The sequence below is a fragment of the Priestia sp. YIM B13552 genome (genome assembly GCF_042787775.1).
GTDB classification, from domain to species: Bacteria; Bacillota; Bacilli; order Bacillales; family Bacillaceae_H; genus Priestia; species Priestia megaterium_E.
This window is the reverse complement of record NZ_JBHZOU010000001.1, coordinates 277,493-298,896: the sequence shown is the minus strand read 5'-3', so window position 1 is coordinate 298,896 and position 21,404 is coordinate 277,493. Positions and strand designations below refer to the sequence as shown.

The following is a 21,404-nucleotide window of genomic DNA, read 5'->3' as shown; positions in this document are numbered from 1 at the left end:
ATGAATAGAGAACTTATGAAAGAGGGGGAAATGATGAAAAAAATAGGGTCTTTACTAATGATGTGTGTACTTATATTTGCACTTGCTGCCTGTACGGCCACAAAAGATTCCGGCGCGGAGCCAGAAAAGAAGAGCAGTACAGCAAAAGATGAGGGTAAGGTCCTTTATATGAATAATGGCGCAGAACCTACGTCTTTTGATCCACCTATTGGATTTGATTCATATTCATGGAATATGCTTAATAACTTAATGGAAGGGCTGACTCGTTTAGGAAAAAGCGATGAGCCTGAAGGAGCAATGGCCGAGAAATGGGATATCTCTGATGACAAAAAGGTCTATACGTTTCATTTACGAAAAAATGCTAAATGGTCAAATGGAGATGACGTGAAAGCAAGTGATTTCGTATTTGCTTGGAAGAGGCTGTTAGATCCTAAGACGGGTTCACCAGCGGCATTTTTAGGTTATTTCATCCAAGGTGGAGAAGAATTTAATACGGGTAAAGGCAGTGCTGATCAAGTAGGGGTAAAAGCGCTAGATGACAAAACCTTTGAAGTTACGCTTAAAAGCCCTCAAGCCTATTTCTTAAGCGTAGTTTCCAATCCAGCGTTCTTCCCAATTAATGAAAAAGTAGCGACAAAAAATCCGAAATGGTTTGCAGAAGCAGATTCGTTTGTTGCTAATGGTCCCTTCAAATTAACTCAATGGAAGCATAACAGTAATCTAGTCATGGAAAGAAACGATCAGTACTGGGATGCTGAAAATGTAAAGCTCGACAAGGTAAAATGGGCAATTGTTGAAAATACAAACACAGAATATCAAATGTATCAAAATGGAGAACTAGATGTTTCTGAAATTCCATCGGATTTAAGTGAAAAGCTGCTGAAAGATGGAGATGTTCATATCGAAGACCAAGCGGGAACTTACTTCTATCGCTTTAACTTAAATAAAGAGCCCTTTCAAAACAAAAATATCCGTAAAGCATTTGCAATGGCTGTAGATCAAGATCAAATTGTTAATTTTGTTACAAAGAATAAAGAAAAGCCAGCTCGCGGGTTCGTGTCTTACGGATTTAAAGATGCAGATGAAAAGGATTTCCGGAAAACGGGCGGCGACTTATTAAAAACAGATGGCAAAGAAGCAAAAGCACTTCTGAAAAAAGGAATGAAAGAAGAAGGATATAAAAAGCTGCCAGCTATTACGTTAACATACAGTACAGACGATACGCATAAAAAAATAGCAGAAGCACTGCAGCAAATGTTCAAAGAAAATCTAGGCGTAGATGTGAAGCTTGCCAATATGGAGTGGAATGTTTTCCAAGAAGAACAAAAAGCGTTAAAGTTTCAGCTGTCACGAAGTTCATTTTTAGCTGATTATGCAGATCCAATTAACTTTTTAGAAAGCTTCCAGACGGGTCATTCAATGAACCGTACAGCTTGGAGCAATAAAGAATATGATGAGTTAATTAAACAAGCTATGAACGAAACGGATAATAAAAAACGTTTTGAGCTTATGTATAAAGCAGAAGGTATTTTATTTGATGAGATGCCGATCATTCCTATCCATTTCTACAACTATGTGTTTTTAATCAAAGATAACGTATCTGGAATTGTTCGTCATCCTGTTGGCTATTTAGATTTGAAGTGGGCAGATAAACAGTAAAGTGGAACTTTTTGTCAGAGGGGATTTCAATTCCCTTCTGACCCAAGTTTCACTTTCTTCATTTCTTTACCCAAAAGGAGTGTAACAAATGATAAAACCACAACGATTACAAAAAGGTGATACAGTAGCTGTTATTGCACCTGCTAGTCCGCCTAATCAGCACAATCTAAAAAAAGGAATAGAATATTTAAAGGAAATAGGGTTAAACGTAGTAACAGGCGCGCATTTATATAAAAAAAACGGGTACTTGGCAGGGACTGATGAACAGCGGGCAGCGGATATACATGCGATGTTTGCTAATAAGCAAGTAAAGGCAATTATTTGTGCATGCGGAGGGTACGGGACTGCTAGGCTTGCCTCGCAATTAAACTACGATTTAATTAAACGAAACCCAAAGATTTTTTGGGGGTATAGTGATATTACGTTTTTACATACGGCTATTCATCAGCGCACAGGTTTGGTTACCTTTCACGGGCCAATGCTTTCGTCGGATCTCGGAAAAGAAGATGTTCATATAGAGACGAAGCAAGCTTTTTATCAATTATTTTCTCACCGTTCTTTGTGCTATACGGATCAAATTAGTACGCTCGACACTATTTGTGAAGGAGAAGCAACTGGTCAGCTGATAGGAGGAAATCTTACTTTGCTGGTAAGCACGCTGGGCACGCCATTTGAACTAGATACAAAAAATCGAATTTTGTTTATTGAAGATATTGATGAAGAACCGTATGAAATTGACCGCATGATGACACAGCTGTATATGGCCAATAAACTGCAGAATGCAGCAGGAATTATTATCGGAGATTTTCATAACTGCTATCCTAAAAAACGTACGGAGTCGCTTTCATTAGAAATGGCATTAACAAGTTACCTGACTTCTTTAAAAAAGCCTGTTATGAAAGGGTTTCGCATCGGACACTGTTCTCCTCAAACAGCTGTGGCGATTGGAAGTTATGCCACGATGTCTACTCATCAACGAACCGTGGAGTTTGAATCAGGTATCGCATTACCAAAAGATAAAATCGAACGTTAAGCGTGCGGGGAGGATCAATAAATGGCGGATAAAAAAACGTATTACGTTTGCGTAGCTGTGGCGACTGTTTGGACTTCCTATGACTCTAGCAGAGAAATAGATGACAATGCAACAAGTGTCCCAGTAAAACTGGATAAATGGTTAGAACAATTAACGTATACACGCCGGTTGGACCTTTGTGAGAAAAATTTAGTTCAAACGCAGCTGTTACTAGGAGAAGAAGTATATGTAACAGAAATCAAAGGTAAATGGGCAAAAATCGTTATTCCTTCTCAGTTTTCTTCTAAAGATGAAAGAGGATATCCCGGGTGGGTTCCTTTCCACCAACTGATTTCTCAAGCTGAATATTTTCCATTGAATAAACCAACGGCAGTGGTATCAGCAACAATTGCGACCCTGCACCTAGCGGAAGAAGCCTTGCAAATTAGTTATCAAACGCAGCTGCCTCTTTTAAAAGAAGATAAAGAATGGCTAGAAGTTCAAACGCCGGTTGGCAGGGGGAGAATAAAACGTCAAGATGCTGTTGTAATGGAGGATAGAAACCGTAAAGTAAAAGGAACTGGCGATATGATTATTGCAGCAGGAGAACAGTTTTTGAATCTTCCATATTTATGGGGCGGCATGAGTGCCTGGGGATATGATTGTTCAGGGTTTGCCTATGCTACTCATAAAGCAAACGGATATCTTATTCCCAGAGATGCAACCGATCAAGCAAGGCAAGGAAAAGAAGTAGGGTTAGTCTCTATTCAACCTGGAGATTTGCTGTTTTTTGCTCATGAAAAAGGTGAAGGGTCTATCCACCATGTTGGTATTTATTATGGTAAAGGAAAAATGCTTCATTCACCTAAAACAGGTAAAACCGTTGAACTGATTGAATTAAAAGGAACGCTTTATGAAGAAGAGCTGTGCGCAGCCCGGCGCTATTATTAGGAGGTGGCAGTTATGGCAACGAAGCATTTGTTAGAAGTAAAGCAGCTGAGCAAATATTTTTCGATTACGAATAAGCAGGTTTTGAAAGCAGTAGACGGCGTGTCTTTTCATATTTCAAAAGGAGAAACCTTTGGACTTGTTGGCGAATCCGGCTGCGGAAAATCAACTGCCGGACGAACAATCATTGGGTTGTATAACCGTACATCAGGAGAGGTGCTTTATAAAGGGAAAAACGTGCATGAGCTATCAGAGAAAGAAAAATTTGCTTTTCATCGTAATATGCAAATGATTTTTCAAGATCCATATGCTTCACTAAACCCTCGTTCTACCGTGAAGGAGATTATCTCAGAACCAATGGAGGTTCACGGACTTTATTCGAATAAAAAAGAGATGCTGAACCGCGTGTATGAGCTGCTAGAAGATGTCGGGCTAAACCGTGATCATGCCAATCGCTATCCTCATGAATTCAGCGGCGGGCAGCGTCAGCGTATAGGGATTGCGAGAGCTTTAGCACTAAATCCAGAATGCATTATTGCAGACGAACCTATTTCTGCTTTAGATGTGTCTGTACAGGCTCAAGTAGTTAATTTATTAAAAAAACTCCAAAAAGAAAAAGGGTTAACTTATTTATTTATTGCACATGACTTGTCGATGGTAAAGCATATAAGCAATCGTATTGGAGTTATGTATTTAGGACATTTAGTAGAATTAACAACAAGTTCGGAGCTGTATCAAAAACCGCTTCACCCTTACACTCAAGCTCTACTGTCAGCTATTCCTATCCCTGATCCTGACGTTGAGGATAATCGGAAGCGGATTGTTCTTAAAGGAGAATTACCGAGTCCAATTAACCCGCCCTCTGGCTGCGTGTTTAATACGCGCTGTCCTCTTGCAGTAGCAGCCTGTAAGACTCAAAAGCCGGAGTGGCAGGAAGTTGAAGACAATCACTTTGTAGCCTGTCACTTATACAATCAAAAGATAATGAGTAACAACTATATGGAAACAGCTGCGACAAAATGATGGAAAGAGCGAGAATGAAAATCGAAGATGCAGTTACTACATGGAAGCGGAGTAATAATGGACTTATACGTATTCATATTGAAGGAAAAGAATCCATACAGATTAATTCTTTTATCCAACAACGAGCAGCAAGTACAATCAAGCTGCTGCTTGCAATAGAAGCGTTTCGTCAAATTGATGCGGGCATCTTGGCTTTGACATCTGTCATTCAAAGAACGGAAAAAAACACGGTTGGCGGAGCAGGCGTACTTAGAGCTCTTCCGCGGTTAACATATATTAAAGTGGAAGAGCTGCTTACCCTTATGATAGTTGTTTCTGACAACACAGCTACAAATGAGCTCATTTCTTTAGTAGGATTTGAAAAAATTAACGAATGTGCTAAAAATCTAGGATTAAAGAAAACCGTTTTAAACCGCTATATGATGGACGAAATCGCTGTTGAAAAAGGGATTGATAATTATACGTGTGCCTCTGACGTAGTAAAGTGTCTAAGGGAAATATATGAAGGAAACCTTTTGCAAAAATCCAGTCGCGAAAAAATAATGAGAATGTTAAAAATACAGCAGTTTCAGCATAAGCTTCCAGCACGTATAGGGTCAGCGTTTCAAGCTGCGAATAAGACTCGAGAACTACAGGGAGCAGAACATGATAGTGCTATTCTCATGCGAGGTAACGAAACGTATTATGCCGTTGTTTTGATAGATGGACTAAGTGACAATGAACAGGGAAGGAGATTAATTGCTGATATTGGATACCTTCTGTCATCTAACATCTAAAAATCTTTTGACCATATACTTCAATAAGCGGGATTGGTTTGGTCTCTTTTATTTAATGTCTTCTATCAAAGAAAAACTCACATTTACTAATAATAAATGCTTGTCTTCTCAGATTTTGGCGAGACCGTTATTTGCTGTGCTGGATTTATGCTAGTAATAGATAAACATGTTCTTTTTCATAAAATTTTATGAAAAAATAATGATAAATCATTCATCCTATACCAACTTATTCATATTTTTTATATAATAGAATAATAGTATATATTTTAAACGAATAGTGAATGTCTATGCAAAGCAGCAAGAAGCATGAAATTATTCGATTCATAAATGGTGGTGTATGTATGGCAAACGAACATGTAATGATAGATATTATAAAAGCATTTAAACGCAATTCAACTGAATCCATTGCCATGGATTTAATTAAGGAAGTGCGAGGGACATTTAGTCCATTACCTAAATATATAGCGGATTTAATTGATGAGCTGAGAAAATTAAATTTAAAAGACGAAGTGATCAGTGTAATCTTGTATCAATCTGTATATGTGGCAGATCATCAATTTAATATTAAAGATACCATTACCAATCGTCAGTTTGTAAAAGATACAATTGAAATGGGCAGAAGATGGGTGCATCAGTACGGCCGAATTGAAACAGTAGAAGAAGCAATTCATATTGCAGAGCAAGTTTCTACAAAAGAGGACTTGCCTCATCATTTGCAAACAGCAACAATTGACGAAAAAATTACGCTTGAGGTGCAGCTTGATCATCAAACGTATGAAATGTTAAAAAACATAGCGGTTTATTATGATCATCATTCCTATGAACAGTCAATGACTGTAGCAATTAATCGTTTATATACGCAGCTGCGCGATGCACAATCAAAAAATAGTTAAATGTCAAATCTCACATGTTCCGTGCACCATGTGAGATTTTTTAAGATGTGAAAGAGGCGCAGATGAAAATGTCTTGCTCCATCATTCACCAAAGGGAGGGAGAACATAGATGAGGGTATATTTATCTCCTCTTCAAAAAAAAGATGCTTCTAAAGTTTTTGCATATTGGTCGGATGAAGAGGTTACTAGATATATGAATATTGAGCCCTTTACGACGCTTTATCAAGCGGAAAGCATGATTGCACTTCTCCAGAGTTTGACGAAAGAAGGCAAAGCAACACGCTATGCTATTCGATTAAAGACTTCCGATGAAATCATTGGAACCTGCGGTCTAAACCGTATTGATTATGTTAAAAAGCAAGCAGAGATTGGGTATGATTTAGGCAGACCTTTTTGGAAAAAAGGCCTCATGACAGAAGCGCTCTGCCTTTTGCTAGAAAAAGCTTTTGAAGAGTTTCATATACAAGAAATTGAAGCAAAAGTTGATCCCAATAATAAAGATTCAATTACTCTTTTAAAAAAATTTTCGTTTCAACTAGAAGAGGCGTATGAGTCAGATGATTGTACTTGTTTATACACCGTCAACAAGGAAAAAGTGAGCGCGATATTGTCAGGGCGTTCAAAAGGTAAGAAGTAAATCAAGCATAAGTTCTTTTGAAATAGTAAATATTTTTAGGCCTTAACCGATAACAAAGAAAAGAACGAATTGAAGGAAGGTCATGAATGAATCATCATACACATTTACTAGAAGGGACGTACAATGAGTTACTCGTTACACTCTCTTTCCTTATCGCTATTACTGCGGCGTACGCTTCTTTTGGGTTAGCTAATCGTGTGAAAATTTCCCGGGCAAAATTTATTCAGTTTTGGTTAATCAGCGGGGCATTTACATTGGGAATAGGCATTTGGTCAATGCATTTTATCGCCATGCTTGCTTTTCACTTGCCCGTAGATGTTTCATATAATTTAGGGTTTGTTCTTCTCTCAATCTTGGGAGCGATAACGGGATGTTATATAGGCCTCTACCTCATTCACAAACAAAAGAAAAGTATAAAAGCACTTATCATTGCAGGGAGCTTTATGGGAGCTGGAATTGTTTTTATGCACTATTTGGGCATGATGGCTATGGAGCCAATTATGATTTCATATGATCCGTTTATCGTTTTCCTCTCTATTCTTATTGCTGTTGCTGCTTCTAATACAGCTTTGTGGCTTGGTTTTTATTCAAAGCTAAATGAAGGCAAGCTTACCGTTTTTGCTAAGGTTATTTGTTCTACTATTATGGGCATTGCTATTGCAGGTATGCACTATACGGGCATGCAGGCAGCTTCTTTTTCAGGAATGTCAATGTCTGAACACTCAAACGGTTTTGCCTTAAATCCAATATATTTATCCGTCGTTATTGCTTTTTTTATTGTCTGCCTATTCACGGCTGTGTTTTTAACCATTTTTATGGATCGACGCGTACAAAAACAAGAAGTTTTAAAATGGGCTTTTTTTGAATCCGCCCTGGATGCTATTTTGGTGATCGATGAAAAAAGACATGTTTTATCGCTCAATTATGCAGCGGAAACGCTTTTCTCTCTTAAAGCATCAGATGTAATCGGGAGTAATATTGTTAAGCTGCTGCCATTCTATGAATTTTCTTCTCTACAAGATGGACGAACTGAGCACTCACTTGTGATAAGTAATAGAGAAGTTACGGTTGAGATAACGGTGATGGCGGTAGCGATTGAAGAGACGGTTGAGTATATGCTGTATATCCGCAATATGACGCAAGAGCGCGAAGCGGAAAAAACGTTGATTGAAGCAAAAAATCGCTATGAAAACTTGTTTTACTCCTCTCCATTGGCCATTATGGTCCATCGAGAAGAAGAGGTCGTGTCTGTGAATGATGCTATGATTCAGCTTTTAGGAGTAACGGAAGACCAGCTCGTTGGTAAATCGTTATATGATTTCTTTTCATCTGAACAAGTTCCTGATATTAAAAAAGGATTGAAGGCAGTAAAGGATAGAAAAGATGAGCCAAGATCTCCATTAGCTCAGTTGAAAATGTTTAATGCGTTAGGTAAGGAACTCTTCTTAGAAGTAAAATCTACGCTCATTCAAATTAATGGAGAGACGCTTTTTCAGACAGTAACTAGAGATGTAACGGAACAGAAAAAAGCTCAAGAATCGCTTCAATATATGGCTTTTCACGATATGCTAACAGATTTACCAAATCGAAGTATGTTTTCAAGCATTGTAGAGAAATCCATTGATTCAGCAGCTGATTCAGGAAAAAAGCTTCATTTCTTATTTTTAGATCTCGATCGTTTCAAACAGGTAAATGACACGCTTGGTCATCATGCTGGAGATCAGCTTATGCTTCAGGTTGTTGATCGAATGAAGAGCTGCCTAAGAAACCAAGATGTGCTTTCGCGTTTTGGAGGAGATGAGTTTTTAATTTTACTGCATGATAGGACGGATGAAGAAGTGGAAAAAATCTGTCAATCATTAAATGACTGCTTATCCACTCCTTTTGTAGTGCTATCGAGAGATGTTTATTTAGGGGTAAGTATCGGAGTTAGTTTATTTCCTAAAGATGGAAATTCACTTGAAGTGCTCGTTCGCCATGCTGATTTAGCGATGTATGAAGTCAAAAAACAAGGGCGTAATCATTATCTGTTTTATCAAAAAGAAATGCAGGTTCATACTACGCGACGAATGAGAATTGAAGATGGGTTACGCAAGGCTTTTGAGCTGGGCGAAATGGAGCTTCACTATCAGCCGAAAGTCAATATTCAAAGTGGCCATATTGTTGGAGTGGAGGCTTTAATCCGGTGGACTCATGCCGAGATGGGCGTTATTTCTCCCGCAGAATTTATTCCGATTGCTGAAGAAACAGGGGTTATTGTTACACTGACGAAATGGGTATTAAAAAAAGCGTGCCATCAAAATAAGTATTGGCAGCTTCAAGGACTTCCTCCCTTAAAAATGAGTGTGAACATATCAAGCGTGGATTTTGGTACAACTGATTTTGTTGATTATGTGCTAGGTGTCTTGCGTGAAGTAGAGTTAGAACCACGATATTTAGAACTTGAAATTACAGAAAGTGTAACGATGAAGCATGTTGAGCAAACAATCGAAAAGCTACAAATCTTAAAAGATGCAGGAGTATTTATTTCGATTGATGATTTTGGCTCAGGATACTCCTCGTTCAGCTATATTCAGAAGCTACCTATTCATACGCTGAAAATTGACCGGTCTTTTATTAAAGATTTAGATCCTAATACAACGGAAGTATCGATTGTCAGAGCCATTATTACACTAGCCAAAAGTTTGCAGCTATCCGTCGTAGCAGAAGGTGTAGAAGAAGTTGAACAAGTAGAACTTCTTCATAAAGAAAAATGTGATGAAGTGCAGGGATACTATTTTTCCAAACCGATTTCAGCGGAGGAATTTTATGAGAAATTTCATAAAATCGAAGAAAAAATGGAATTTGTTCATTAATAAAGAATAAAGCCGTTCTTATTTAAAAGAACGGCTTTTTACATTTAAAGTAAGAGCTAACAGTTTATACAATACATAGATTCCAAGGTATGCACCGGTTAATAAAAAAGCTGAATTTAAAAAGATTGCATGGATGCTCGTCATAAAAACAGTATGGTTTTTTAAGATACGATAGATAGAAGCAGCAGCTATATTTCCAAATACTAGCGCTGAAAGAAGGGCTAGCGTATTAAAAACTAGCTCTGCTCCTTTCCATTTGAGTGAGAAAAAGAGCATGATAATAGGAACAATAATACTTCCAGAAACCAGCAGGAAAATCAATGGACCATCTCCAATACGTTAGCTTATTACAGTTACATAAGATAATGTTTTTGCTTATTTTTAGATAGTCTTCCCTTTTTATAATCCGTTAAGCTTTTTTCTTCCATTTTTTACTTATATAAAAAAGTGAAATAATAGATAAAGCCACTAAAATGATTTTGCCTTGCATAGATCCTTGCGTAATATGATAAACGGAATAAACTTCAATAAAAAGCGCTGGAATTTTTCCAAGTGCGCTAGCAGAAATGAATACCGCAAAGGAGCCTTTTCCTACAGCGCTAAAGAATGTAACGAGGCCTGATGGAACAAAGGGCAGTAATCGCAAAGAAAGAATCAATATAAAACTTTCTTTCCCTTGTACGCGCAGCAGCTTTAGCCACTTGGAGTGAGAAGGTGTTTTGGTATGAACAAGTGTACGGAATCCTTTTCGATACAGCCAAAAAGAGAGAGCTGCACCTAAAACTTCTCCAATAAAAGAAAGTAAAAATCCGTTCCAAAAACCAAATAACTTTACGTTTACGAACGTAAGGGGTGCGCTTGGAAATACGCCCGTAATGCTAATAAGAATGTTCAAAAGAATGCTGATAAACCCAGCTGCTTCTAAATGTTCAAGCAGAAATGTTTGAAGATAGTCAGTCATGGTTATACTCCTATTTATGTTTTACCTGTAGGGCTATTTTAGATGATTTTCTACTATTATATAATTTTTGGCATGAAATAAGTAGGTAGGCAGTTTATAAAAAACGAAACAGGGTAACTACTTACTAATGAAAGATGACTCACTGATTTGAAGGGATGGACAACTCATGTTGAAATTTTTGCTTGTTATTGTAGTTATATTATTAATTATTATGATTTTTAAACGCTTTATCCGAAAATAAAAATGCTAACTAAGCAGCTCGTGAGATCTTTCTCACGAGCTCTTTTGCGGAGCTATTCAGTAGCTCAACAATACATTTTTTACCTGTGATGAATATCACTGCAGCTAGAAAAATGAAGGGGTAAGATAGAAATGGGAGGGAGGTATATGGAATTATTATTCTATCTCAGCACTTATTTATCAGGGGGAGCTATCGCATTATGGCTAATTAATGCAGCATTTAATGGATTATTAAAATAATAGAGGGAGAGAAAATGAACGATTCTAAAGGTATATTTAACGATAAAGAAAGAAAGCTTGCTCGCTATTTGGAGACGTACACAACTGAGCAGATTTTAACTGAAGCAGGCATGTCTTCGTCTGCTGCGCTATATGAGTTGAAAAAAATAAGATTACCGCGGGCAGTTGCTAATACGATTGTTTATTACGTACTGGCAACAAATAATCAAAAGCTGGTTATGTACAAACTGCTCATGTTAGCTGGCGTTTGTAAAAAGCTTGGCATTCAAGATGCACAGGCAGCCCTCACTTTTATCAAAAAATATTACGTTTGTCATCAGCATTTACACTAAAAAGTACATCTGTCTGAGGGGGAAAAGAGATGAATATTGTCCCGTTTAAGCAGCGTTCATCTGCAAAAAATGTTCAAGGCAAAGAACAGCCGTTTCAATGTTTCATTGAGGGAGATCGATTTCAGTTAGATTTGTATATGACATATTTATTTCATCGCTGCCATTCTAGCAGGTATAGATATAGCCCTGCTAACAGAAAGGGTAGGATGTAATGATAAGATACCGGTGGTAAGCGGCTTCATTTTTCCTGATGGAATAATGAAGCCGTTTGTTGTGTTAGAAAGAATGATTTACTATGATGTAGTTAATGATAAAAGAAAAAGAAGGGAAGGAACGTAATGGATTTACATAAGTGGGAATATTGGATTTCAAAGCTCGAGCTTCAGCCTCATCCAGAAGGAGGGTTTTATAAACAAACCTATCGCTCCAATGATGAAATTTCTGATAAAGAAGTGTCATCGCAGTTTGATGATAAACGATTTCTATACACGAGTATTTACTTTTTATTAAGATCTCAAGATGTATCGCATTTCCACCGGCTGCAATCAGATGAACTATGGTACTATCATGGGGGAAGCCCTTTAACCATTCATATTATTTACCGCGACGGAACCTATCAAGAAGTAAAACTAGGTACAAACTTAGAAAATGGAGAAGTTCCTCAATTTTTAGTTCCAAGAGATACGATTTTTGGTTCCTCTGTGGCAAATGAGAATACATTTTCTCTCGTTGGATGCATGGTCGCACCAGGTTTTGATTTCCGTGACTTTGAATTATTCACAAAACAGCAGCTGCTTGATGAATTCCCTGAGCATGTTGTGATCATCGACAAATTAGGGTACGATAAATTGCCAAATGATTAAAAAGCATGCATCTCGGTTTGATGCATGCTTTTTTCATTTGAACCAGCCTTTTTCCTTAAAGCGAGTAATGGCTTCAATGCGGTTCTTTACTTCGAGTTTGTCCAGAATGGTAGAAATATAATTGCGCACCGTTCCAGTCTTAATAGATAGTTCGTCAGCAATTTCTTTTGTGTTTTTTCCATCAGCTACTAGAGCTAATACTTCTTTCTCTCTAGCTGTAAGAGGACTAGTAGATTCACTATATAAGTCATCCACTAATTCTGGAGCGTAGAGGCGTCTGCCTGCCATCACGCTTCGAATGGAATTTGCGAGTTCTTCACTCGGACTATCTTTTAGCAAGTATCCGCTTACGCCGGCTTTCAAAGCTCTTTGAAAATAGCCGGAGCGAGCGAACGTTGTCAAAATGATGACTTTGCAGTTTAAATCTTTCAGTTCCTCTGCAGCTTCAAGCCCAGTTTTAAGAGGCATCTCGATATCCATTACGCATATATCTGGCTGGTGCTGCTTAGCAAGTGATACCGCTTGTTCCCCATTTGAAGCTTTTCCGACAACTTCCATGTCATCTTCTAAATTTAACAAAGAGCCTAAAGCCCCTAACATCATTTGCTGATCTTCGGCAATAACAATTCGAATCATAATTGTTCCTCCTTAATATGTTTAACGATGTTTGGAACTGTAATATGAATAATCGTCCCACCTTGACTGGAGATATCAAGATGGCCGTTTACAAACTCCAGCCGTTCTTTCATTCCTAACAGACCGTTTCCTTTCCAGCAGGTTTTCTTCGTATTAATACCAACTCCATTGTCTTCTACCCTTATGCCTACTTCTTTTGCAGACTGATGTAAAGTAATCGTGCAAACGGTGGCTTGACTATGTTTGACCACATTGGTTACGGCTTCTTTTAAGCACATGCTAAGAATATTTTCAATTAGCAACGACACATTCTCTAATGAAATGGCCTCTTCTCCTACAAACTTAATTTCGGCAGCTTCTAAAAGCTCTTGAACGCGTTTTAGTTCTTCACTAAGGCGTATTCCACGCATTTGAGAAACCATGTTTCTCACTTCATTAAGAGCCGTGCGCGCTGTTTGCTGGACATCTTTTAATTCTGATTTTGCTTTTTCAGGATCTTTTGTAATAAGTTTTCTTGCTAAATCACTTTTTAGACCGATAAGAGACAGCTTTTGTCCTAACGTATCGTGCAGATCGCGAGCTATCCGCTGGCGTTCTTCCTGTTTTACAAGCTCAGAAATACGTTTGTTTGCATCTTCAAGCTGTTCTTCCAGCCGGTCTCGCTTCTTTCGATTATAAATGCTGAATGGCAGTACAATCACACTGATGGAAATTACAAAAATGAAAGGCAGCTGTTTTAAAAAGATCTCTTCTTGCATCACAACGTTAAAGTTTACCGAAATAACGGTGCTAATTAAATGAACAGCATACAAAGTGAAGAAAGCGAGTCGTTTTTGGATATTTCCAATAAAATAAGCGATAAAAAAAGCAAAGTAAAAGGCAAAGTAAATATAATTAAAAATAGTTGTCAGGGCTAAGGAAATAACGATTAACAAAGCTGTCCATACGTAAACGGACTTGCCTGTTGAAACAAACGCAAAACGATAGAAAATAAAAAATAAGATGGTGAGTAACGAACCAACAATAATGTGATTCATGGATGAAGACTGTAAAATAAAATAAAATGGTAGAATGACAAATACCGTCCATATGTACGGAGATAGCCCAGTGATTTTTTGGAAAAACGTATATTTTTTCATAAAGAACCTCGTTTACTTGTTAAAATACACTATTAGTTTACCACAAAGTAGAACGAAATAAGTTTAGAGAGATAGATAAAACAGTCAAGCTTCTGAAAGCTTGACTGTTTTGTTTTATTAAAGTTCTGCTTTTGTTTGAGATGAAATTCTGCTTGCTTTTGGTGCAGCTGAGCGTGTTTTTATTTCTTTAAAGCTCACAAACATTTTGTTTTCTTCATCCCATAGACGGAACCGAAGAGAGCGAAGACTTGTTGCGAGTGTAATGGTTGGTACATTTTGAAGAGGCTGTGTGTGTTGATGAACAGCTTCAAGCTTATAGTTGGGCACTCTTGGGCTTAAATGATGTACATGGTGAAACCCAATATTGCCTGTTAGCCATTGCAATAGTTTTGGAAGCTTGTAAAATGAACTTCCTTCAACGGCTGCTTTTACATAATCCCAGTGCTCATCTTCTTCAAAATAGGAGTCTTCAAACTGATGCTGTACATAAAACAGCCAAATTCCAATGGAACCTGAAATGAAGAAAATCGGTCCTTGAATTAATAAGAACGCCTGCCAACCTACCAACCAGCAGGTCGCTGCTGCTAATGCAACGATCAATACATTTGTAAGATACGTATTCATTCTTTCTTGTTTCTTCGCATTTTTTTGATTGAATCGGTTTGTAATCAAAAATACATATATAGGTCCCACGCCGAACATAATGAACGGGTTACGATAGATACGGTAAGCGATTTTTTTCCAAATAGAAGCTTCTTTATATTCTGTTACGGTTAAGACCCAAATGTCACCCGTACCTCTTTTATCTAAGTTGCTGCTTGTTGCATGGTGAATTGCATGGCTATGTCCCCATTGACTGTAAGGGAACATCGTTAAGACACCGGTAATGGTTCCGAGAATTTTATTGTGTTGTCTACTTTTAAAGAAAGAGTAGTGACAACAGTCATGAAAAATAATGAATATTCTTACTAAAAATCCTGCTGCGATAACAGTTAGCGGAAATGCTAAAAAATAAGAAATTGAAAGGCTCTCATAAGCGAGAAACCACAGTGTGAAAAAAGGTAAAAAAGTATTAATCAATTGTCTTATGCTGTCTTTCATTACTGCTTTTTCAAAAGGTGCAACTTGTTTTCGTAAATTCTTTTGTTTTTGTATAGTCATATGAAATTCCTTTCATCACCGTATATTACCCTCAGTATAAAGAGATTTTTCTGACTATTTAAGACATACGTGTCATATAGAAACTATGACAGTTGTCATATATACGTAGGGGGAAGCTGTAAAAAATGAAAAAAAGCGGTATTTAACAGTCTGCGGTTCTGATAAAATTATACAGTGAAGGCTTATTGCTACGGAGTATTTAAGAAGAAAAAAGGAGTTTGAAATGAATAAAAGAAATAGATGCGTATATCTTCTTCTAGCTTTTGTGATCATGGGAGCAGGCCTTTTATCAAGAAAACTTACCGCGTATCTTCCTCACATCGTAAATATATATGCGGGAGATTCGTTATGGGCCTTAATGATTTTTGTCAGCGCGGGTTTTTTGTTTCCTGCATGGAAGACAAAAATGATTGGTATGTTTGCTATAGTGTTTTGTTACTTTATTGAATTTACACAGCTGTATCACGCTCCGTGGATTGATGACATAAGAAAGACTGCGCTAGGAGCGCTCATTCTGGGGTATGGCTTCTTATGGAGCGATATACTGGCTTATTCGATTGGAGTCGGAGTAGGAATGAGCTGGGAATATTATAGATATCGATTTAAAAGATCTGTCTAGCAAATACGGTTCAACGAATCTTAGAACTCAGCTGAGGATGGAATAAGCCGTAAGGTTATGAAGCAGGATGTATATACATAAAAATAAACTTATGCATAAAAATTTTTTACTTAAAACCAATTGTTTATTCGTTGAACGAGAGGAAGAGAGGGGATTATTTGAACTTAATAGCCTGGATGATTATTGCATGTGAAATCGCTTTTTGGATAGTCATCGTTTTAGGATTAGCAACAAGGTATATGTTTAAAAAACAAAAGCTCAGTTTTTTTATTTTAGCTCTAACACCTGTTGTTGATTTTTTTCTTCTGATTGTGACGAGCGTAGACCTTTACGGAGGTGCTACAGCGACGTATGCTCACGCTATTGCAGCCGTGTATATTGGAATTTCGATCGCTTTTGGAAAAAGTATGATTCAATGGGCAGACGAACGCTTTCAATATTATGTGATGAAAAACGGAGAAAAACCTCGTAGACGCTATGGAAAAGAATATGCAAAGCATTATTTTAAGTCATGGATACAGCATCTTGTTGCTTACGCCATTGGAGCAACTCTTTTAGCGGGGATGATGTATATAGTACCAAATGGAAAAACCAACGTGCTGCAAAATGTAGTGGAATTTTGGACAGTTATTGTAGGAATTGATTTCTTATTATCTCTTTCTAATTTCGTTTGGCCTAAAAAAGAAAAAGAGTCCGGTTATATCAACTCATAAAAAGGCATCGTCATGTGTGAAAAATCAGCGAAAAAACCTCCCCGCAAGGAGGTTTTTTGTTTTACCATCCAGGGTATAGGTATATGAATGATGCTTGTCTGAGGTAGTTCAGTTTAGTTGCTTAAGCGGCTAAACTGCTTTTTGTGCAAATATATGTACATTTTATGTAGCATGCATGATAAGAATTCTGTGTATTCCATATACTACCTCATATGAAAGATAGACAAGTGATACAATACAGTTTGTTTTTAGGAGAGCTTTTATGAAAAAACGCCGGTTGGACTTTATTTTTTTATTTATTATTTTACTTTCAATTTATGCTTTCTTTTTTACCTCTATTGATGTTCATTGGAAGTATGCCTTAGTTGGATTATATGGTGTCATCATTTTCATTTGTATGTATTCACTTATGCTTGAAAATCGAACGCCTGAAAGTACATTGGTTTGGATGTATGTCCTCTTTTTCTTTCCTGTTGCAGGCTTTTTCTTTTATTTGTATTCAGGACAGCTCTATTTAAAGGGGCATATGTTCAAAAAAAAGCGTATGCATAACCGAGAGATGCTTAGAAAGATGGCAGACAAAGAAACGACGCCTGATCTATCGCCGCTTCAATCTCATCAGCGTTACTTTGCTCAGTATCTTCAATGTGTATCTTTGACGAAGATGAATGTTCATACAAAAACCTACGTCCTTAAGAACGGGCAAGAAACGTTTAATGAAATCAAAAAGCATTTGCAATCAGCAAAACAGTTTATTCATATGGAATACTATATGTTTCACTCGGATTCTCTAGGAAAAGAAATCATTGATATTCTAATAAAAAAAGCAAGCGAAGGTATAGAAGTGCGCTTTACATTCGACACAATGGGAAGTTTTACACTATCGGGTTCAGATATTAAACGAATGAAAAAAGCGAATATTAAAGTGCATCCTTTCTTACCTATTAAGTATGGATTTTTCAACCAAAAATTTAACTTTCGAAACCACCGTAAAATAGTCGTAATTGACGGGGAAGTAGGTTTTGTAGGGGGATTGAATGTTGGGGATGAGTATCTAGGAAAAAACAAAAAAATTGGTTTTTGGAGAGATACTCATCTGATGCTAAAAGGAGAATCTGTTCAAACCTTGCATTCGATCTTTATGTTCGATTGGGAATACGTTTCTGGAGAATGCTTAATTAACAATGAAGCATATACAAAGCCTCATCCTGTCGAAGGAGAAGGCTTTGTGCAAGTGGTGGCGACGGGGCCGGATACGCAGGAAAATATGAGTGATTATTACTATACTATGATTACAAGCGCGACGAAATCAATCTGGATTTCAACCCCTTATTTTGTTCCAAATGAAGCCATAAGAACCGCCCTTCGTATTGCAGCTAGAAAAGGCGTAGAGGTACGAATTATGGTACCAGAAATTAATGATGGCTTTCTGACTCAATATGGAACGAGGTCATATTTTGCTGAACTTCTTCGATGTGGAATTGAAGTATATTCGTATAAAAAAGGGTTTTTGCATCAAAAAATTGTGATTATAGACGGAGATATGGCTTCGGTCGGTACTGCAAATATGGATATGAGAAGTTTTCATCTGAACTTTGAAGTTAATGCATTTTTAATTGAAGGAGAGACGATTCAAACGCTCATCAAAAATTACGAAGAAGATATTGAAGACAGTCATTTGATCAAACCAGTAGCATTTTACAAGCGAAGCTTAGTAGAACGTTCGAAAGAGTCATTTGCACGCTTATTTTCAGGTGTTTTATAAAATAAAGTTTGTTTTCAAAAAGCAGGAGGAAACGTATGGGTGAATCTCCATTTGTTAAAAAAGATACGTTTGGTCGAAAGTTACATCGCTTAAAAGAACGTACTAAGCCATTTGTCGTGCATTTTTCACGGTTTGGTCATGTGGCTCAAGGTGTGGTCTATTTTGTCATTGGTATATTAGCGATTCAGACGGCTTTCGGATTAAAAGGCGATTTAGTTACTTCTCAAGGAGCCCTACACACAATTGCAAAGCAGCCGTTTGGCTTTTTAATTTTAATTGTTTTAGCAGTAGGTTTAAGTGGATATGCGTTTTGGCAAATCATTTCTGCTATTTTTGATCCTCACCACGTCGGGCATGGGGTAAAAGGCGTTTTTACTCGTTTAGGCTATTTAGTTGTAGCCACGTTTTATATTAGCCTTTGTGTGAGTTCGGTAAAAATTTTGCTTCATGCTCACGTTCATACGTCAGGTAAGCATTATCAAACGGTATCAGCCAAGCTGTTATCTTATCCCTTTGGGCAAACCATCATTGCGCTTACAGGTATCGGCGTTATTATCTTTGGGATTGGACAAGTATATTGGGCTCTTTCAGGACGATTCCTAAAAAAACTAAAGAAAAACGAAATGTCAAAAGAAGAGTGGCGATGGAGCGGGCATATTGGAAAAGCAGGTATTATTGCTCGAAGTATCGTCTTTGGCATTATTGGTTTCTTTCTTATTCGCACGGCTCTTCAAGCGGATCCAGACGAAACGAAAGGGTTAGATGGAGCCCTTGCTGAAGTAGCACAGCGTCCTTTTGGGTCTGTACTGCTTGCTATCGTATCAATCGGACTTATGGCATACGGAGTATATATGTTTGCAGAATCAAGGTATAAACGAATTGATCCTTAATAAAATTAAAAAGATGAAAAAGCTACTTTTTAGCTTTCTGCTCATATCCTATAGCAGATAGATAATGAACAGGAGGAGAGGCAGATGCCATCGGTAGTAGGAGCCGTAAATATCTCGAATGTATTGGTTTCATCTTCAGTGGAGTTTGGTGATTGTCTGGCTATTAAGCCAAAAAGTACAGCTTTTACAACAGTCGGTTCTGGCAGCGGGAACACGGGGAATTTTATGAATATTACAAGCAGTTCCAGTACCGCTAATACAATTGATATGGATATTAAGGATCAAAATCTAGTGGGAAATGCATAAGAAACGAAAGCTTATCGTCATCGGACGGTAAGCTTTTTTATTTGAATTTTACGTATACCCAGACGTTTCTTTACCACAATGTACCTCTAGGATTCTATCTTATAGGAGTAGTAAACTAGACAGGTGATGTCAAAAAATGGGGAGGCGAAATTATAAAATGAAGAAAATATGTATGAGCCTGATCGTTCTCTGTCTTTTCAGCGGAGGATTGGCCCCGATGAGTAAAGGAGCCGCTGCTTCTTCAGTGGGCACTGTCAAAGGTGACAACGTAAACGTATATCGTTCTCCTTCCTTGCATTCTTCTGTTATGCAGACAGTGAAAAAAGGAGAAGAATTTCCTGTCATTTCATATGAAGCTGGAGATGCAGCTCAGGTTACTACTCATACGGTAGTGCCGGGAAATACACTATGGCTACTAGCTAAGCAATACGGTGTAACAGTCAGTGATCTAATAAAACAAAATCAGCTAAAAAAGACGGAGCTGATTCCAGGGCAAACGCTGAAAATACCGCCAAAAGGCTTGTTACATAAAGTAGTATCAGGAGATACGCTTTGGAAAGTCTCCGTAAAGTACGGTGTAAAAGCGAATGAATTAACAAAGTTAAATCAGCTATCCTCAACAAATATTAAGCCCGGACAAATGCTTATTATTCCTGATTACTATGTACAAGTACAGCTTTTGGAAGGGAAAAAGGGCTGGATCAAAAAATCTGATTTAGCGCAAAAGAAGCATCAGCCTGTAGTTATGGGTTGGAGCTTTAATGAAAAAACAGCAGGCTACACAGAATCGATGAAACAAAAGAATTTAGACGTTGTTTCACCTCGTTGGTTTACGCTAACGTCGAATGACAAAGTTGTTTCATCTTCTATAAATGAATCATATGTTCAAACGGCTCATAAAAACGGCAAAAAAGTCTGGCCGCTTATTGGTAACAATTTTGATGATGTACTTACAAGTGATGTGCTGAGCAACAAAGCAAAGCGGCAAAAGCTTGTATCGTCAGTAGAAAGTTCGCTAGTAAAAACAAACAGCGATGGGATCAATGTTGACTTTGAAAATATTAATATTAAAAACAAACAAGATTTTGTTTTATTTATTAAAGAATTAAAAGCAGCGTTAAAACCTCATGGTATGACTATTTCAGTAGACGTAACAAGAGAAAATAATGATCCTTTTTGGTCGGGAAGCTTTGATAGGAAACAGATTGGTCAAGTGGCAGACTATGTGATTATGATGGGATATGAAGAACACTGGGGAGGAAGTCAAGTTCCAGGATCTGTTGCTTCACTGCCTTGGGTGAAAGAAGGTACACAACTTCTTATGAAAGATGTACCTGCACACAAAATCCTGCTGGGAGTTCCTTTTTATACGCGAGAATGGAAAACGGACCTATCGACCAAAAAAGTTGTCACAAAAGACTTAACGATGAAAGAAGCAGAAGCTGTTATCTCTTCTAAAAAGTTAACTAAAAAATGGGATAGCCAATCCTCACAGTACTATGTAGAATACACGGAAAATGGTACGAAGCATCAAATATGGCTCGAAGACAAAGCATCTATGCAGCGCCGGGTTAATTTGATTAAGGACTATCATTTAGGCGGAGCGGCAGCTTGGTATATTGGTTCAGAAACATCAGATATATGGGAGTTATACAACTTTCAAATAAAAAACACACCTCTTGCTTGATTTAGCGAGGTGTGTTTTTTTATTTGAATCATAATGAAACGCATACATC

Annotated in this window: 21 protein-coding genes; 16 read left to right on the top strand and 5 right to left on the bottom strand. The window is 37.6% G+C overall.

All coding sequences use genetic code 11. The annotated features are described in order from the left end of the window. The first annotated feature begins 15 nt into the window (after nucleotides 1–15). The 8 genes from ACFX40_RS01495 (at nucleotide 16) to ACFX40_RS01460 (ending at nucleotide 9,803) form a co-directional block, all read left to right on the top strand. Nucleotides 16–1,659, top strand: coding sequence for a peptide ABC transporter substrate-binding protein (locus tag ACFX40_RS01495; RefSeq protein WP_098248325.1), 1,644 nt, complete (start codon nucleotides 16–18; stop codon nucleotides 1,657–1,659). A gap of 88 nt (nucleotides 1,660–1,747) precedes the next feature. Beyond that, the gene (locus ACFX40_RS01490) at nucleotides 1,748–2,692 is read left to right on the top strand and encodes a S66 peptidase family protein (protein ID WP_377253936.1); all 945 of its coding nucleotides are present in this window, start codon (nucleotides 1,748–1,750) and stop codon (nucleotides 2,690–2,692) included. A gap of 21 nt (nucleotides 2,693–2,713) precedes the next feature. After that, complete coding sequence (locus ACFX40_RS01485) at nucleotides 2,714–3,622, top strand: C40 family peptidase (protein ID WP_377253934.1); 909 nt, start codon at nucleotides 2,714–2,716, stop codon at nucleotides 3,620–3,622. Nucleotides 3,623–3,634: 12 nt separating this feature from the next. Then, nucleotides 3,635–4,642 (top strand): ABC transporter ATP-binding protein, encoded by a 1,008-nt coding sequence (locus ACFX40_RS01480; RefSeq protein ID WP_098333568.1) that lies wholly within the window; start codon nucleotides 3,635–3,637, stop codon nucleotides 4,640–4,642. Nucleotides 4,643–4,656: 14 nt separating this feature from the next. Continuing rightward, nucleotides 4,657–5,418: a serine hydrolase gene (locus ACFX40_RS01475; protein WP_377253932.1), complete on the top strand. Its 762-nt coding sequence runs from the start codon at nucleotides 4,657–4,659 to the stop codon at nucleotides 5,416–5,418. A 341-nt stretch (nucleotides 5,419–5,759) separates the two neighbouring features. Continuing rightward, entirely contained in the window at nucleotides 5,760–6,311 is a 552-nt protein-coding gene (locus ACFX40_RS01470) for a hypothetical protein (protein WP_013056190.1), read from the top strand. A 109-nt stretch (nucleotides 6,312–6,420) separates the two neighbouring features. Beyond that, nucleotides 6,421–6,948 carry a GNAT family N-acetyltransferase gene (locus tag ACFX40_RS01465; protein WP_028408023.1) on the top strand — a complete coding sequence of 176 codons (528 nt, stop codon included), beginning with the start codon at nucleotides 6,421–6,423 and terminating at the stop codon, nucleotides 6,946–6,948. A gap of 86 nt (nucleotides 6,949–7,034) precedes the next feature. After that, the gene (locus ACFX40_RS01460) at nucleotides 7,035–9,803 is read left to right on the top strand and encodes a bifunctional diguanylate cyclase/phosphodiesterase (protein ID WP_377253930.1); all 2,769 of its coding nucleotides are present in this window, start codon (nucleotides 7,035–7,037) and stop codon (nucleotides 9,801–9,803) included. Between the two features lie 18 nt (nucleotides 9,804–9,821). Here ACFX40_RS01460 and ACFX40_RS01455 read toward each other — a convergent pair whose 3' ends face one another. Further along, a complete protein-coding gene (locus ACFX40_RS01455; protein WP_060746032.1) occupies nucleotides 9,822–10,124 on the bottom strand; it encodes a hypothetical protein in 303 nt (100 codons plus the stop codon). Nucleotides 10,125–10,212: 88 nt separating this feature from the next. Next, complete coding sequence (locus ACFX40_RS01450; protein ID WP_028408032.1) at nucleotides 10,213–10,764, bottom strand: TVP38/TMEM64 family protein; 552 nt, start codon at nucleotides 10,762–10,764, stop codon at nucleotides 10,213–10,215. Between the two features lie 494 nt (nucleotides 10,765–11,258). On the opposite strand from ACFX40_RS01450, the gene ACFX40_RS01445 reads away from it, so the two are divergent. Both ACFX40_RS01445 and ACFX40_RS01440 read left to right on the top strand, forming a co-directional pair. Continuing rightward, nucleotides 11,259–11,576: a hypothetical protein gene (locus ACFX40_RS01445; RefSeq protein ID WP_013056195.1), complete on the top strand. Its 318-nt coding sequence runs from the start codon at nucleotides 11,259–11,261 to the stop codon at nucleotides 11,574–11,576. A gap of 338 nt (nucleotides 11,577–11,914) precedes the next feature. Next, nucleotides 11,915–12,439, top strand: coding sequence for a cupin domain-containing protein (locus ACFX40_RS01440; RefSeq protein WP_013056196.1), 525 nt, complete (start codon nucleotides 11,915–11,917; stop codon nucleotides 12,437–12,439). A gap of 33 nt (nucleotides 12,440–12,472) precedes the next feature. Here ACFX40_RS01440 and ACFX40_RS01435 read toward each other — a convergent pair whose 3' ends face one another. From ACFX40_RS01435 to desA, 3 genes are all read right to left on the bottom strand, one after another. Then, complete coding sequence (locus ACFX40_RS01435) at nucleotides 12,473–13,075, bottom strand: response regulator transcription factor (RefSeq protein ID WP_013056197.1); 603 nt, start codon at nucleotides 13,073–13,075, stop codon at nucleotides 12,473–12,475. Continuing rightward, nucleotides 13,072–14,214 carry a sensor histidine kinase gene (locus ACFX40_RS01430; RefSeq protein ID WP_028408034.1) on the bottom strand — a complete coding sequence of 381 codons (1,143 nt, stop codon included), beginning with the start codon at nucleotides 14,212–14,214 and terminating at the stop codon, nucleotides 13,072–13,074. Before ACFX40_RS01430 ends, ACFX40_RS01435 begins: the two co-directional genes overlap by 4 nt. 117 nt (nucleotides 14,215–14,331) lie before the next feature. Continuing rightward, on the bottom strand, nucleotides 14,332–15,375 hold the full coding sequence (gene desA, locus ACFX40_RS01425; RefSeq protein WP_013082402.1) for a Delta(5) desaturase DesA: 1,044 nt from the start codon (nucleotides 15,373–15,375) through the stop codon (nucleotides 14,332–14,334). 223 nt (nucleotides 15,376–15,598) lie between these two features. On the opposite strand from desA, the gene ACFX40_RS01420 reads away from it, so the two are divergent. The 6 genes from ACFX40_RS01420 to ACFX40_RS01395 all read left to right on the top strand — a co-directional run bounded on the left by ACFX40_RS01420 (nucleotide 15,599) and on the right by ACFX40_RS01395 (nucleotide 21,355). Further along, the gene (locus ACFX40_RS01420; protein WP_263034379.1) at nucleotides 15,599–15,994 is read left to right on the top strand and encodes a ribosomal maturation YjgA family protein; all 396 of its coding nucleotides are present in this window, start codon (nucleotides 15,599–15,601) and stop codon (nucleotides 15,992–15,994) included. 158 nt (nucleotides 15,995–16,152) lie between these two features. Continuing rightward, the gene (locus tag ACFX40_RS01415) at nucleotides 16,153–16,707 is read left to right on the top strand and encodes a hypothetical protein (protein ID WP_377253928.1); all 555 of its coding nucleotides are present in this window, start codon (nucleotides 16,153–16,155) and stop codon (nucleotides 16,705–16,707) included. A gap of 262 nt (nucleotides 16,708–16,969) precedes the next feature. Continuing rightward, complete coding sequence (cls, locus tag ACFX40_RS01410) at nucleotides 16,970–18,472, top strand: cardiolipin synthase (protein ID WP_060746028.1); 1,503 nt, start codon at nucleotides 16,970–16,972, stop codon at nucleotides 18,470–18,472. A 35-nt stretch (nucleotides 18,473–18,507) separates the two neighbouring features. Beyond that, on the top strand, nucleotides 18,508–19,362 hold the full coding sequence (locus tag ACFX40_RS01405) for a DUF1206 domain-containing protein (RefSeq protein WP_253352505.1): 855 nt from the start codon (nucleotides 18,508–18,510) through the stop codon (nucleotides 19,360–19,362). An 84-nt stretch (nucleotides 19,363–19,446) separates the two neighbouring features. After that, the gene (locus tag ACFX40_RS01400) at nucleotides 19,447–19,668 is read left to right on the top strand and encodes a spore germination protein (protein WP_028408039.1); all 222 of its coding nucleotides are present in this window, start codon (nucleotides 19,447–19,449) and stop codon (nucleotides 19,666–19,668) included. Nucleotides 19,669–19,825: 157 nt separating this feature from the next. Then, nucleotides 19,826–21,355 (top strand): glycosyl hydrolase family 18 protein, encoded by a 1,530-nt coding sequence (locus tag ACFX40_RS01395; RefSeq protein ID WP_377253926.1) that lies wholly within the window; start codon nucleotides 19,826–19,828, stop codon nucleotides 21,353–21,355. Nucleotides 21,356–21,404 lie beyond the last annotated feature (49 nt).

What these genes read in the sequence shown, in the direction of transcription:
- ACFX40_RS01495 (WP_098248325.1), top strand. Translation starts at nt 16, where the DNA reads ATGAAAGAGGGGGAAATGATGAAAAAAATAGGGTCTTTACTAATGATG.
- ACFX40_RS01490 (WP_377253936.1), top strand. Translation starts at nt 1,748, where the DNA reads ATGATAAAACCACAACGATTACAAAAAGGTGATACAGTAGCTGTTATT.
- ACFX40_RS01485 (WP_377253934.1), top strand. Translation starts at nt 2,714, where the DNA reads ATGGCGGATAAAAAAACGTATTACGTTTGCGTAGCTGTGGCGACTGTT.
- ACFX40_RS01480 (WP_098333568.1), top strand. Translation starts at nt 3,635, where the DNA reads ATGGCAACGAAGCATTTGTTAGAAGTAAAGCAGCTGAGCAAATATTTT.
- ACFX40_RS01475 (WP_377253932.1), top strand. Translation starts at nt 4,657, where the DNA reads ATGAAAATCGAAGATGCAGTTACTACATGGAAGCGGAGTAATAATGGA.
- ACFX40_RS01470 (WP_013056190.1), top strand. Translation starts at nt 5,760, where the DNA reads ATGGCAAACGAACATGTAATGATAGATATTATAAAAGCATTTAAACGC.
- ACFX40_RS01465 (WP_028408023.1), top strand. Translation starts at nt 6,421, where the DNA reads ATGAGGGTATATTTATCTCCTCTTCAAAAAAAAGATGCTTCTAAAGTT.
- ACFX40_RS01460 (WP_377253930.1), top strand. Translation starts at nt 7,035, where the DNA reads ATGAATCATCATACACATTTACTAGAAGGGACGTACAATGAGTTACTC.
- ACFX40_RS01450 (WP_028408032.1), bottom strand. Translation starts at nt 10,764, where the DNA reads ATGACTGACTATCTTCAAACATTTCTGCTTGAACATTTAGAAGCAGCT.
- ACFX40_RS01445 (WP_013056195.1), top strand. Translation starts at nt 11,259, where the DNA reads ATGAACGATTCTAAAGGTATATTTAACGATAAAGAAAGAAAGCTTGCT.
- ACFX40_RS01440 (WP_013056196.1), top strand. Translation starts at nt 11,915, where the DNA reads ATGGATTTACATAAGTGGGAATATTGGATTTCAAAGCTCGAGCTTCAG.
- ACFX40_RS01435 (WP_013056197.1), bottom strand. Translation starts at nt 13,075, where the DNA reads ATGATTCGAATTGTTATTGCCGAAGATCAGCAAATGATGTTAGGGGCT.
- ACFX40_RS01430 (WP_028408034.1), bottom strand. Translation starts at nt 14,214, where the DNA reads ATGAAAAAATATACGTTTTTCCAAAAAATCACTGGGCTATCTCCGTAC.
- desA (WP_013082402.1), bottom strand. Translation starts at nt 15,375, where the DNA reads ATGACTATACAAAAACAAAAGAATTTACGAAAACAAGTTGCACCTTTT.
- ACFX40_RS01420 (WP_263034379.1), top strand. Translation starts at nt 15,599, where the DNA reads ATGAATAAAAGAAATAGATGCGTATATCTTCTTCTAGCTTTTGTGATC.
- cls (WP_060746028.1), top strand. Translation starts at nt 16,970, where the DNA reads ATGAAAAAACGCCGGTTGGACTTTATTTTTTTATTTATTATTTTACTT.
- ACFX40_RS01405 (WP_253352505.1), top strand. Translation starts at nt 18,508, where the DNA reads ATGGGTGAATCTCCATTTGTTAAAAAAGATACGTTTGGTCGAAAGTTA.
- ACFX40_RS01400 (WP_028408039.1), top strand. Translation starts at nt 19,447, where the DNA reads ATGCCATCGGTAGTAGGAGCCGTAAATATCTCGAATGTATTGGTTTCA.
- ACFX40_RS01395 (WP_377253926.1), top strand. Translation starts at nt 19,826, where the DNA reads ATGAAGAAAATATGTATGAGCCTGATCGTTCTCTGTCTTTTCAGCGGA.